We start from the raw sequence: 12,594 nt of genomic DNA, 5'->3' as shown, positions 1-12,594 counted from the left end.
GGGCGGGACATGCCGCCCCGCCCGAAGAATGCGTTTATTCCGCCGGGCAGTCGATGCCGATTTCGGACGGATCCATCACGGCCTCGCCACGGGTGACCCGTGCACAGGCCTCGGCGATGACAACCGGCATCGCCTTGTCATAGGCGGCCTTGCCATAGCTGGGGGCAAAGACCGCACCACGGTCATTTGCATAGGTCTGCAACGCGTCGGACGACATGACATGATCCTGCCAAACCTGATCGACAGTGTCATAGACCTCTTGCGGGGCGCCGGTGGGGATGAACACACCAAAATAATCTGCCGCAACTTTGAAATCCGGCAGGAATTCGGTGATTGGTGGCACCGGGTCGATGCCTTCGACCACGAGGGCGGTATCGGACAAGACGGTCAGCGCCCGCAGACGACCTGCGCGGATCATTTCAGTCTGTTCCACGGCCAATTGCGTGGTCACCTGCACCTCGCCGCTAGCGGCGGCGATCACGGCGGGGTTGCCACCGTCATAGGTGATCATGCGCGCGCCAGACAATTCGCCTTCGGCGCTTTCCTTGATCGCGGCAAGCGCCATCCCACCGGAAGAGTTGATGCCAGCGGTGCCCACCGTCACAGAGCCACTTTCCATGGCCTCCAGCAGTTCGGGAAAGCTTTGATAGGGCGCATCGACGTTCACGCTAACAAGCGGCACATTGGCCACGTGCAGATAGATGGCGTAATCGTCGATTGATGTGTTTTCCACCAGACCGGTCACGGCATAGGTGGCATTGTTGGCAATGGCGTTCGCGGTCCAGGTATACCCGTCACGCGGCGCATCCAGCGCGGCCTTGGTGCCGGTTGACCCGGATGCGCCCGGCTGGTTCACGACCACAACTTCGGTCCCAAGCGCCTCTTCCAGAATGGGTGCAACAACGCGGGTCACCTGATCGGTAGACCCCCCCGCCGACCATGGAACGATGATGTTGATCGGGCGATCCGGTTTCCAGCTGTAATCTTCTGCAATGGCCGGCGTGGCAAGTGCGGCAATCGCCGCAAGACACGCGAATTTGGTCAGTGCTGTCATGGTCTCCTCCTCCATTAGCTACCAATTAGTAGGTTATGGGGGCGATCCACAGCTGTCAAACATTTTGACGGCTCGGGTCTGGGCATTTTGACCTGCGGCACTGGCAGGACCGGCAACATCCAAGGCCAAGCACCTGATACAATGCGTGAATCTGGCCCAATTGCGCTTTGCAAAAGGGCCAAGATTCCTTTCAACCGACGTGGGCCGCCGGTTTCCAGCAGCGCGGCGCGCCTATCCGCGACCGGCGACCCCTGCCTGATAGCTGTCCAGCTCCCGGATCAGATCCAGACCAACCGGCATGTCGGCACGGGCACAGAATTCCGCCCAGACCGCGCCAAACGGCAGGTCCTTGAACTCTTCTGTCAGGGTGAAACGCGCGGTATTGTCCATCGCCGCTTCTGCGGACTTCAGCCGATCCATCGGCATCAACAACGCCCGCAGCAAAGCCCGCTGCATATTGCGCGTGCCAATCACCCAGGCCGCCGTGCGGCTGATGGTGGCGTCAAAGAAATCCAGCCCGATATGGGTGCGCGCCAACAGATCGGCACTGACCAATTCGTTGGCCATCGCCTGAATGTCGTCATTCAGCAAAATCACATGATCGCTGTCCCACCGCATCGGGCGCGACACATGCAACAGGATCTTATCCAGCGACAAAGCGACGGCCGAAAGCTTGTCCGCGATGTTTTCGGTCGGATGGAAATGCCCCATATCCAGACAAAGCAACGTGCCCTTGCGGATCGCATAACCCATGTAGAATTCATGGCTGCCCACGGTACAGGCCTCGACCCCGATACCGAACAGCTTGCTTTCAACGGCGTCCAGCATATGGGCGCGGTCCTGTGCCGGGGCGAACATGGTTTCAAGCGAGGATTTAAGCCGCGCCCGCGCCGCCATCCGATCAATTGGCGTATCCTTATAGCCATCAGGCACCCAGATATTGTTGACCGAAGCGGTCCCCAGCTCCTGACCAAAGCGCGCCGCAATATCACGCGACCGTTTGCCATGTTCGATCCAAAACGCGCGAATACCGGCATCGGGATGGGCCAATGTCAGATTGTCGTCGGCTTTTTCATGGGCAAAAAAGGTTGGATTGAAATCCAGCCCGATGCCGCCGCTTTTGGCCCAATCGACCCAGGATGCGAAATGCTTGTATTCGATTTCGTCCCGATCCGGGGTCTCGTCGGTATCCAGATACATGGCATGCAGGTTCAGCCGATGCGATCCGGGGATCATCGAATAGGCAAAATCCAGATCTGCGCGCAGCTCGTCTGGCGTGCGGGCCCGACCGGGGTGGTTGCCCGTCGCCTGAATGCCACCGCCAGAAGATCCGGTTTGCTGTTCAAATCCGACCACATCATCGCCCTGCCAGCAATGCATTGAAATCGGGATGGTTTTCAAACGGTCAAGCGCGGCTTCCGTATCGACGCCCCAATCGGCAAAGGCTTGTTTTGCGGGGGTATAGGTATCTGCCATGGTGTCCTCCCTTGGCGTGTGGCCCGGTATCTGTGACCGGGCCATAACTTTTCGAAAGTGTCGTCTTAACGCGTGAAGGCCTGCACATTGCCGGCATCGACGTTGAGGATATTGCCGGTCGATTTCGCCGACAGATCCGACGCCAGGAAATAGGCCGCTTCGGCAATATCTTCCGGCAGGACAGAGCGTTTCAGCATCGACCGATTGCGATACATTTCCTCCAGCCCTTCCTTGTCGGTGCCATAGGTGCCTGCCGTTGTTCCAGCCATTCACCTTCCCAGATCTTCGATCCGCGCAACACCGCATCAGGATTGACCACATTGACCCGGATACCGGCCTCGGCCCCTTCCAGCGCCAAACAACGCGCCAGATGGATTTCCGATGCCTTCGCCGTGCAATAGGCGCTGGCGTTGGGCGATGCCGCCAGACCGTTTTTCGACGCCACGAACACAATCGCGCCCCCCATGTCCTGCACCCGCATCAGCTTGAACGCCTCGCGCGAGACCAGGAAATAACCGGTGGACAGGATTTCCATGTTCTTGTTCCACAGCGCCAATGTGGTGTCTTCCACCGGCGCGGAAGAGGCGATGCCGGCATTGGACACAAGGATATCAACGCCGCCGAATTCCACCGACACCTCGGCATAGGCCTGTGCCACTGCGGTTTCGTCGGTCACATTCATATTGACGGTGCGCACCACATCCGCCCCAAAGCGCCCGGTCAGGTTCTTTTCGGTGGCGGCCAGCGCATCGTCATTGATGTCGGCCAGCATGACACAGGCGCCTTCGCGCAGGTACCGTTCCGCCGTGGCCGCGCCAATCCCGCCAGCGCCGCCGGTAACAAGCGCCACCCGACCAGCCAGAGATTTCGGTTTCGGCATACGTTGCAGCTTGGCCTCTTCCAGAAGCCAGTATTCGATGTCAAACGCCTCTTGCTCTGGCAGGCCGACATATTCGCTGACCGAAGACGCGCCGCGCATCACGTTGATCGCGTTGACATAAAACTCGCCCGAGATCCGCGCCGTCGCCTTGTCCTTGGCGAAGGTGATCATGCCGACGCCTGGCACCAGATAGACCACCGCATTGGGGTCACGCAGGGCGGGGCTGTCGTCTTTTTTGCAGCGATCATAATAGGCTTTGTAATCGTCGCGATAGGCGGCGATCTGGTCGGGCAGACCGGCCATCACCTCATCAATATTGCCTTTTGCCGGGTCGAAATTCACCACCAGCGGGCGAATCTTGGTGCGCAGGAAGTGGTCGGGGCAGGATGTGCCAAGTGCGGCCAGCGGCGCCATCCCTTTGGCGTTGACGAATTCCAGCACCGCGTCGCTGTCGTTGAAATGGCCGACCATATGTTGGTTGCCGGAAACAAATCCGCGAATGGCGGGCATCAACCGGGCGGCCACGGCACGGCGCTCACCCTCGGACAGGCTCTGATGTTGCGCACCGCCAAAGGCCGCGACACCGTCGGTCTTTTCGCCCAGCCATTTGGTGGCGGTATTGATCACCTCGATTGTCTTGTCATAGCAGGATTTCGCGGTGTCGCCCCAGGTGAACAACCCGTGGCTTTCCAGCACGACGCCATCGGCCTCGGGGTTGTCCTCGCAGAATTTGCCCAGCCACAAACCCAGTTCATAGCCTGGCTTTTTCCACGGCAACCAACCGATGCTGTCACCGAAGATCTCTTGCGTCAGTTCCTTGGAATTTTTCGACGCCGCGATGGCGATAATCGCGTCGGCATGCACGTGGTCGACATGTTTGCGCGGCACATAGGCATGCAACGGCGTGTCGATCGAGGCCGCGCGCGGGTTCAGCTTGTAGGTGCAATGCGGCAGATAGCCGACCATTTCATCCTCAAAGTCCACACCACGGTACAGCCCCTTCAGCGCTTCGAGCTTCTCCATATACAGCGTCGCGAAACCATCCATCTTGATCGAGCCGATATCGCCGCCCGAACCTTTGACCCAAAGCACCTCGACCTCTTTACCGGTGAGCGGATCAACCTCCATCACCTTGGCCGAGGTATTGCCGCCGCCATAATTGGTCACGCGTTTGTCAGCGCCCAGAATGTTCGAGCGATAGAGCAGCAGCTCCAACTCGCTCATGCCTGCGGCTTCGGCCTCGCTCCAGCGGTTTTCAAGCAACTGAGTTTCAACGGTTTTCAGCATGGTGTCCTCCCATATGACGCGGTGCGTCCTGCATGTTGACTTGCGCTGGACACTGCCCTTGGTGCGCGCAATTGTCAATCATAAACGATCATATTCAATCATAGTGCAGTGCAGCATGATTGCTTTTGACGATTTATGATTGACACAGCTGGCGATTTTGAACAATGTTGTGAAACCAAGGGAGGACGACATGCACGAAACGGAACGCCACAGGATCATTCTATCCGCAGTACAAGACCGGCCGATGGTGACGGTGGTGGACCTGTGCAACCTGACCGAGGCCTCCGAGGCCACGATCCGCCGCGACATCGCCGCCCTGCATATGCAGAAGAAGCTGCGCCGTGTGCGCGGTGGTGCCGAGGCGATCAGCCCGCCACAATTCGTCGGCCTCGCCGGGCGGCCGTTTTCCGTCAATCAGACGATGCAAAGCAAGCAGAAACAGGCGATTGCCCGTGCGGCGGTAGACCTGTGCCAGGACGGCGAGTTGATCATCATCAACGGTGGCACAACGACGTTCCAGATGGTGCATCCGCTGGCCTCGCGGCGCTGCCAGATTTTCACCAACAGCTTTCCGATTGCCGAGCATCTGCTCAAGCATTCCAAAAACACCATCATGCTGTCGGGCGGTGCGATTTACCGCGAACAGAACATCATTCTGTCGCCCTTCGACAATGACGTGACCCGCAATTTCTATGCCAAGCGGATGTTCATGGGGGCGCAGGGCCTTGGGCCCATCGGGCTGATGGAGGCCGACCCGCTGCTAATTCAGGCCGAGCAAAAGCTGATCGGTCAGGCCGATGAGCTGGTGGTTTTGGTCGACAGCACGAAATTCGCGAACCGTTCCAGCCTGGTGCTTTGCCCGCTGGCCCGGATCGACACGGTGATCACCGATGAGGGCATCACCGACAAGGCCGCCGCCATGCTGGAGGCCGCCGACATCAAACTGATCGTCGCGCAATCGGGCGCGGCGCAGGACGAGGACGAAGCGGCCTCGTAAACCGCCTCATACTTCATGTTCTTTGGGAGGAAACCATCATGAAACGTCGTAACTTTACCAAACTGGCCGTCGGCCTCAGCCTTGGTGCATCGCTTATGGGCACATCGGCCATGGCGCAGGACAACATGCGCATCGCGCTGGTGGTCAAGGCGCTTGGTATCGGCTTCTTTGAAGCTGCAGCAAAAGGTGCGGAAGAGGCCGCAGGCGAGCTGGGCAATGTCGAAATCATCTATACCGGCCCGACAGACACCACCGCCGAAGGCCAGATTGAGGTCATCAACTCGTTGATCGCGCAAGGTGTTGATGCGATTGCCGTTTCAGCCAATGACACCGACGCGCTGGTGCCAACGCTGAAGAAGGCGATGCAGCGCGGCATCACAGTGATCTCGTGGGACTCCGGCGTCGCCGAAGCAGGCCGCCAGGTTCACCTGAACCCCTCGTCCAACCCGCTGATCGGCAATATGATCATCAAACTGGCGGCGGATCACCTGCCCGAGGGTGGTGAAGTTGCGCTGCTGTCGGCGACCACCACATCGACGAATTCAGAACATCTGGATCGAAGAAATGAACAAGGTGATGGGCGACTACCCCGGTATCGAGGTTGTTGCCACGGTCTATGGCGATGATCTTGCGGACAAATCCTATCGCGAGGCTCAGGGCCTTATGCAATCCTATCCCGATCTGGATGCGATCATTGCACCGACGTCGGTCGGGATCGTGGCCGCAGCACAAGCGGTTGAAGACGCGGGCAAAATCGGTCAGGTCAATGTGACCGGTCTGGGCCTGCCGTCGGAAATGGCAGGCGCCATCGAGAGCGGCGCATCCAAGAGCTTTGCCATCTGGAACCCGATTGATCTGGGTTATTCGGCGGCAATGATCGCACATGCCCTGGCGTCCGGCGCCACAGCGGAACCGGGTGCGGAAATCGAGATTGGCCGCATGGGCACCATCACCTTGGACGAGACAAATTCCGCCGCGATGGCCGACCCCTTTGTCTACGACAGCTCGAACATCGACGACTTCAAGTCGATCTTCTGAGTTTCGCCGCGCTTGCGCGCGTCGACAGGCCGGGGGCGATGCCCCCGGCGCAGAAAGAGCTGAGGGGCTAGCCCCTCAGACACCCCAGGATATTTCCAAACAGAAGAAGAGACAGGTATGTCCAGCAACGCAGTGGCGCGGTCACCTGCCCTGGCAGGTGGCACAGATAATCCCGTTCTTGCACTTGATCGGATCACAAAGACCTTTCCCGGGGTCAAGGCCCTGGATGGTGTGTCACTGGCGCTTTATCCCGGTGAGGTCACCGCCCTTATCGGGGAAAATGGCGCGGGCAAATCCACCGTGGTCAAGACCCTGACCGGGATCTATCAGCCCGACGGCGGCGACATCCTGGTCGATGGTGTGGCGACCCGCTTTGCCACGCCCCAAGATGCGGCACGGGCCGGGATCACCGCCATCCATCAGGAAACCGTGCTGTTTGATGAATTGTCGGTCGCCGAGAACATCTTTCTTGGGCATGCGCCGCGTGGCGCGTTCGGATTGATTGACTGGCAGACGATCGAAAGGCGCGCGGCGGAGATCCTGAGCGGGATCGGCGCCGAGATTGACCCCCGTCACAAGCTGCGCGATCTGGGCATTGCCAACAAACATCTGGTGGCCATTGCCCGTGCGCTGTCGATTGATGCGCGTGTGGTCATCATGGATGAACCCACTGCCGCCCTGTCGCACAAAGAGATCCAAGAGCTGTATGAGCTGGTCGACAAGCTGAAGGCGCAGGGCAAGGCGATCCTGTTCATCAGCCACAAGTTCGACGAAATCTTTCGGATTGCCGACCGCTACACGGTGTTTCGCGATGGCCAGTTCATCAGCGATGGCAAGATTGCCGATGTCAGCGAAGCCGATCTGGTCAAGATGATGGTCGGGCGTGATGTGGCACAGATTTTCCCGACGCGGGACAATGAGATGGGCCGCGAGGTGCTGGATGTCGCGGGCATGAGCCACCCAACCGAATTTGCCGATATTGGCTTTACCCTGAAACAGGGGGAAATCCTTGGGTTTTACGGGTTGGTCGGCGCGGGTCGATCAGAGTTCATGCAGGCGTTGTTTGGCATCACCAAACCGTCTGCCGGACAGGTCAAGATTGACGGCACCGCGGTTGAGATCCGCTCGCCTGCGGATGCGGTTGCCAATGGCATTGTCTATGTGCCGGAAGATCGCGGCAAACAGGGGGCGATTACCGCCCTGCCGATCTTTCAGAATGTCACATTGCCCTCGCTTGGGCGCACGTCGCGGAACGGGTTCCTGCAATTGGCGGAAGAATTTGCCCTGGCGCGGGAATATACCCGGCGGCTGGATCTGCGGGCGGCGTCACTGGACACCAATGTTGGCAACCTGTCGGGGGGCAATCAGCAAAAGGTGGTGATTGCCAAGTGGTTGGCCACCAAGCCCAAGGTGATCATTCTGGATGAACCCACCAAGGGCATTGATATCGGATCGAAGGCCGCCGTGCATGAATTCATGGCGGAATTGGCGGCCGAGGGGCTGGCCGTCATTATGGTCAGCTCGGAAATTCCAGAGATCCTGGGGATGTCGGACCGGGTGATCGTCATGCGCGAAGGCCGCATGGCGGCGGAACTGAACCGCGAAGACCTGAGCCCGGAAACGCTTGTCCGCCATGCGGCGGGAATATGAGGTAGAGCCATGTTGCAACGATTACTGACCTCGCGCGAAGCGCTGTTGCTGGGGGCGATTGCGGTACTTCTGGGATTGATCGCACTGCGGTTTCCCGGCTTTGTCGCCCCTGCCAATCTGGCCTCGGTGTTCAACGATACATCGCCACTGATCCTTTTGGCGATTGGCCAGATGATCGTGATTCTGACCAAATGCATCGACCTGTCCGTTGCGGCCAATCTGGCGCTGACCGGCATGGTGGTGGCGATGATCAATGTCGCCGCGCCGGGGCTGCCGGTTGTGTTGATCGTGGTGATTGCCATCACGCTGGGAACCGCCCTGGGTATGGTGAACGGGGTTTTGGTGTGGAAACTGGATATCCCGCCGATTGTGGTGACATTGGGCACGATGACCATCTTTCGCGGGATCATCTTTTTGATTTCCGACGGCAAATGGGTCAACAGCCACGAGATGAGCGCCGCGTTCAAGGCCTTTCCGCGCGCTGAAATCCTTGGCCTGCCGATGCTGAGCTGGTGTGCGATCCTTGCGGTGATTGTGTTCACCGTGGTGATGTCGCGCACGACGCTGGGCCGGGCGGCCTATGCGGTGGGCGGCAATCCCCATGCTGCGACCTATACCGGGATCAATGTCGGGCGCACGCAATTCTGGGCCTTTACCCTGTCGGGGGCGCTGGCGGGATTGACCGGATATCTTTGGGTGTCGCGCTATGCGGTGGCCTATGTCGATATTGCCGGCGGGTTTGAATTGGATGTGGTTGCGGCCTGTGTGATCGGCGGCATTTCGATTGCCGGCGGCATTGGATCGGTGGGCGGCGCGGTGCTGGGGGCCTTGTTCCTTGGCGTGATCAAGAACGCGCTGCCGGTGGTCAATATCTCGCCCTTCTGGCAGCTGGCAATTTCCGGCAGCGCCATCATCATTGCGGTCGCCCTGAACGCACGCGCCAATCGCGAAAAGGGCCGGATTATCCTGAAATCAGCGGAGCATGCGACATGAGCACGATGGAACGCCATATTCCCGACCGGCTGAAATCACCGCTGGAGCGGCGGTTGAAAAGCTGGGAAACCCTGTTGCTGGCGGTGGCCGTGGCGATATTCATCGCCAACAGCTTTGCCTCGCCGTATTTCCTCAACGCCTGGAACCTCTCGGACGCGACGTTCAACTTCACCGAAAAGGCGATGATCGCCTTTGCCATGGCGCTGTTGATCATTTCGGGTGAAATTGATCTGTCTGTCGCGTCGATCATTGCGCTGGCGTCGACCGCGATGGGCGCCGCCGCCGAAGCAGGTGCCGGAACGCCGGGTCTGATCCTTGTCGGGCTTGCCACCGGTGTGCTGTGCGGGGCGTTCAACGGCGTTCTGGTGACGCGCCTGGGCTTGCCATCCATCGTTGTCACCATCGGCACGATGAGCCTGTTTCGCGGCATCAGCTACATTGTGCTGGGTGATCAGGTCTATAACAACTATCCGATCGATTTCGCATATTTTGGCCAGGGCTACGTGTTCTGGGTCATTTCGTTCGAGCTGGTCCTGTTCGCGCTGTTGGCGGTCATCTATGCGGTTGTCTTGCACAAGACCAATTTCGGCCGCGCCATCTATGCCATTGGCAACAACCCGACCGGGGCATTGTTTTCCGGGATCCGCGTGGCACGGATCAAGTTCATTCTGTTCATGCTGACCGGTTTGATGGCCGGGATTGCGGCGATCTGCCTGACATCGCGGCTTGGCTCCACCCGGCCCTCTATCGGGTTCGGTTGGGAATTGGAGGTCGTGACCATGGTTGTGCTGGGCGGGATCAATATCCTTGGCGGATCCGGCACCATTCCCGGTGTGGTGATTGCCGCCTTTGTCATGGGGCTGGTGACCTTTGGTCTGGGTCTGTTGAACGTGCCGGGCATTGTGATGTCGATCGTGATTGGTGCTCTGTTGATCGGGGTGATTGCCCTGCCCCGGCTCTGGGCGATGTGGCGGGCGCGCTGATGGAGAAATATGCTTTCAAGATGCGGCTGAACCCGGGCTGCGCAGCGGAATACCGCAAACGCCATGACGAGATCTGGCCAGAGCTGGTGACTTTGCTGCGCGCGGCGGGGGTGTCGGATTATTCAATCCATCTCGATCCAGAGACCGATATTCTTTTTGGTGTGTTGTGGCGCAAGGACGATCACGGAATGGATGCATTGCCCACGACCGACATCATGCAGAAATGGTGGACCCATATGGCCGACATCATGGAAACCGGCCCGGACAACGCGCCGTTGGTGGCCGATCTGGTGCCAGTGTTTCACATGCCATGACCCATGTTGCGGTAATTGATATCGGCAAGACCAATGCCAAATTGGCGCTGGTCGCGCTTGAGGGCCTGACCGAAATCGCTGTGGTCACACGGCCAAATCAGGTTTTGTCCGGCGCCCCCTGGCCACATTTCGACATCGACGGGCATTGGGAATTTCTGCTTGCTGCGCTGACGGCGTTTCATGCCGATCATGGTGTGGATGCGATTTCCATCACCACGCATGGTGCCTGTGTTGCGCTGCTGGATGCGGATGGCAATCTGGCGGCGCCGATCCTGGACTATGAATACAACGGCCCGGACGAAACGGCAGCGGCCTATGATGCCATACGCCCGGAGTTTTCCGAAACCGGCGCGCCGCGATTGGCGGCTGGTCTGAATGTCGGGGCGCAGCTGTTTTGGCAATTTACCAAAGACCCGGATCTGCGGGCGCGCACACAGGACATTGTGACCTATCCGCAATTCTGGGGCCATCGGTTGACGGGATGTGTGGCAACGGATGTGACATCCCTTGGATGTCACACCGATCTGTGGAACCCGCATTCAGGGCAGTTTTCGTCGCTGGTTGACCGGTTGGGGATTGCAGACAAGATCGCACCGGCGCGCCAGTCCGGCGATGTTCTGGGGCCGCTGCGCCCCGATGTGGCCCGCCGCACCGGGTTGTCGCAAATGACCCCGGTCTATTGCGGCGTGCATGACAGCAACGCGTCGCTCTTGCCGCATATTCTGGGCAACACCGCGCCGTTTTCAGTGATTTCCAGCGGCACCTGGACCATTGCCATGGCCATTGGTGCGCAACCCGTGCCGCTTGACCCGACGCAGGATGTGTTGATCAACGTCAACGCCCTGGGCGCGCCGGTGCCGTCGGCCCGCTTCATGGGCGGACGCGAGCATGATCTGGCCACCGACGGGGCCTATGCCACGCCAACCGAGGCTGATCTGGCGGATGTGGTGCAGCTTGGCATCCATCTGTTGCCCGCGGTGGTGCCGGACACGGGGCCATTTCGCGGCCAAACCGCACGTTGGATCGGGCCGGAACCGGCAATCGGCAGCGCGCGGCGCGGCGCGGCGGTGGCGCTTTATCTGGCTTTGATCACCGGCAGGTGCCTCTCTAACATCGGGCACAGCGGGCCGGTGATTGTAGAAGGCCCGTTTGCGCGCAACAGATTATATTGCCAAAGTTTGGCAGAGATTGCCGGCTGCGATGTCGCCGCGATGCAAAGCGCAACAGGCACAAGCCAGGGCGCGGCGCTTTTGGCCCGGACCGACACCATCAGCGCCAACCCAGATGTGTCTGGCTCACTGAATTTCGAACCCCGGCTTGACCGCACGCTGGCCGAAGATCTGGCGCAATATGCGGCGGATTGGTATCGCATGGCAGACAAAGGCGCGGGAAGCGGCACAGCATAGGGCCGTCCGCCCCCGCCGGTGTGGCCATTCGCCCCGCCCGCGCAGAAGCCGCCTAACCGTCGATTTCGAAATAATCCGGATTATCTTTGCGAATTCCGACCAAGGCCGTGCGAATATCGCCCAGATGCATCCGCAACCGGGCGTCAACCATTGCGCTGTCCCCGGCCTCTAGCGCGTCGACAATTGCGATGTGATCCGCCAGCACCTCGGCCTTGCGCATATGCGACAACGTCAAATAGCGGACCCGGTCCATATGCGCCTTTTGTTCCTGGATCAGCCGCCAAACCTGGGGCTGGCCGGCAATCTCGCAGAGAAGCGCATGGAATGCGTCATCCAAAGCGTGAAATTCCGCATGATCCGGTCCGTCCAGCTCCGCGGTTTGCTGGTCCAGATTGGCGTGCAGTCGGGCAGAATACTCTGGTGTCAGCCGCACGCTCGCCGCGCGCAGACATTCCAATTCCAGCGCGGTTCGAACAAACATCGCATCCAACACCGCTTTTTCCGAAATCCGGGTGA

9 protein-coding genes and 2 pseudogenes are annotated in these 12,594 nt (G+C 59.4%); 7 read left to right on the top strand and 4 right to left on the bottom strand.

Annotated elements, in window-relative coordinates; genetic code table 11:
- Window positions 1-34 precede the first annotated feature (34 nt).
- The 3 genes and pseudogenes from AC0L4F_RS19350 to AC0L4F_RS19340 form a co-directional block, all read right to left on the bottom strand.
- Window positions 35-1,054, bottom strand: a complete 1,020-nt coding sequence (locus AC0L4F_RS19350; protein ID WP_244691027.1) for a tripartite tricarboxylate transporter substrate binding protein — start codon at window positions 1,052-1,054, stop codon at window positions 35-37.
- Window positions 1,055-1,285: 231 nt separating this feature from the next.
- Window positions 1,286-2,530, bottom strand: coding sequence for an L-rhamnose isomerase (locus tag AC0L4F_RS19345; protein WP_244691026.1), 1,245 nt, complete (start codon window positions 2,528-2,530; stop codon window positions 1,286-1,288).
- 65 nt (window positions 2,531-2,595) lie between these two features.
- A pseudogene (locus tag AC0L4F_RS19340) lies at window positions 2,596-4,697 on the bottom strand (bifunctional rhamnulose-1-phosphate aldolase/short-chain dehydrogenase).
- Window positions 4,698-4,887: 190 nt separating this feature from the next.
- On the opposite strand from AC0L4F_RS19340, the gene AC0L4F_RS19335 reads away from it, so the two are divergent.
- From AC0L4F_RS19335 to AC0L4F_RS19305, 7 genes and pseudogenes are all read left to right on the top strand, one after another.
- Window positions 4,888-5,694: a DeoR/GlpR family DNA-binding transcription regulator gene (locus AC0L4F_RS19335; protein ID WP_244691025.1), complete on the top strand. Its 807-nt coding sequence runs from the start codon at window positions 4,888-4,890 to the stop codon at window positions 5,692-5,694.
- A 95-nt stretch (window positions 5,695-5,789) separates the two neighbouring features.
- A pseudogene (gene rhaS / locus AC0L4F_RS19330) lies at window positions 5,790-6,732 on the top strand (rhamnose ABC transporter substrate-binding protein).
- 117 nt (window positions 6,733-6,849) lie between these two features.
- Window positions 6,850-8,382: a sugar ABC transporter ATP-binding protein gene (locus AC0L4F_RS19325; RefSeq protein WP_244691024.1), complete on the top strand. Its 1,533-nt coding sequence runs from the start codon at window positions 6,850-6,852 to the stop codon at window positions 8,380-8,382.
- A gap of 9 nt (window positions 8,383-8,391) precedes the next feature.
- Window positions 8,392-9,375 carry an ABC transporter permease gene (locus tag AC0L4F_RS19320; RefSeq protein WP_244691023.1) on the top strand — a complete coding sequence of 328 codons (984 nt, stop codon included), beginning with the start codon at window positions 8,392-8,394 and terminating at the stop codon, window positions 9,373-9,375.
- On the top strand, window positions 9,372-10,358 hold the full coding sequence (locus AC0L4F_RS19315; protein ID WP_244691022.1) for an ABC transporter permease: 987 nt from the start codon (window positions 9,372-9,374) through the stop codon (window positions 10,356-10,358). Before AC0L4F_RS19320 ends, AC0L4F_RS19315 begins: the two co-directional genes overlap by 4 nt.
- Window positions 10,358-10,672, top strand: coding sequence for an L-rhamnose mutarotase (gene rhaM / locus AC0L4F_RS19310; protein ID WP_244691021.1), 315 nt, complete (start codon window positions 10,358-10,360; stop codon window positions 10,670-10,672). The genes AC0L4F_RS19315 and rhaM overlap by 1 nt, the downstream gene beginning before the upstream one ends.
- Window positions 10,669-12,078: an FGGY-family carbohydrate kinase gene (locus AC0L4F_RS19305; RefSeq protein WP_244691020.1), complete on the top strand. Its 1,410-nt coding sequence runs from the start codon at window positions 10,669-10,671 to the stop codon at window positions 12,076-12,078. Before rhaM ends, AC0L4F_RS19305 begins: the two co-directional genes overlap by 4 nt.
- A 52-nt stretch (window positions 12,079-12,130) precedes the next feature.
- Here AC0L4F_RS19305 and AC0L4F_RS19300 read toward each other — a convergent pair.
- On the bottom strand, window positions 12,131-12,594 hold a 464-nt coding region (locus AC0L4F_RS19300; RefSeq protein ID WP_244691019.1), incomplete at its 5' end, for a GntR family transcriptional regulator.

It is taken from the genome of Marinovum sp. J2-8 (assembly GCF_055808435.1).
The sequence above is the reverse complement of the archived record's forward strand: the minus strand, read 5'-3'. Positions and strand labels throughout refer to the sequence as shown.

What these genes read in the sequence shown, in the direction of transcription:
- AC0L4F_RS19350 (WP_244691027.1), bottom strand. Translation starts at nt 1,054, where the DNA reads ATGACAGCACTGACCAAATTCGCGTGTCTTGCGGCGATTGCCGCACTT.
- AC0L4F_RS19345 (WP_244691026.1), bottom strand. Translation starts at nt 2,530, where the DNA reads ATGGCAGATACCTATACCCCCGCAAAACAAGCCTTTGCCGATTGGGGC.
- AC0L4F_RS19335 (WP_244691025.1), top strand. Translation starts at nt 4,888, where the DNA reads ATGCACGAAACGGAACGCCACAGGATCATTCTATCCGCAGTACAAGAC.
- AC0L4F_RS19325 (WP_244691024.1), top strand. Translation starts at nt 6,850, where the DNA reads ATGTCCAGCAACGCAGTGGCGCGGTCACCTGCCCTGGCAGGTGGCACA.
- AC0L4F_RS19320 (WP_244691023.1), top strand. Translation starts at nt 8,392, where the DNA reads ATGTTGCAACGATTACTGACCTCGCGCGAAGCGCTGTTGCTGGGGGCG.
- AC0L4F_RS19315 (WP_244691022.1), top strand. Translation starts at nt 9,372, where the DNA reads ATGAGCACGATGGAACGCCATATTCCCGACCGGCTGAAATCACCGCTG.
- rhaM (WP_244691021.1), top strand. Translation starts at nt 10,358, where the DNA reads ATGGAGAAATATGCTTTCAAGATGCGGCTGAACCCGGGCTGCGCAGCG.
- AC0L4F_RS19305 (WP_244691020.1), top strand. Translation starts at nt 10,669, where the DNA reads ATGACCCATGTTGCGGTAATTGATATCGGCAAGACCAATGCCAAATTG.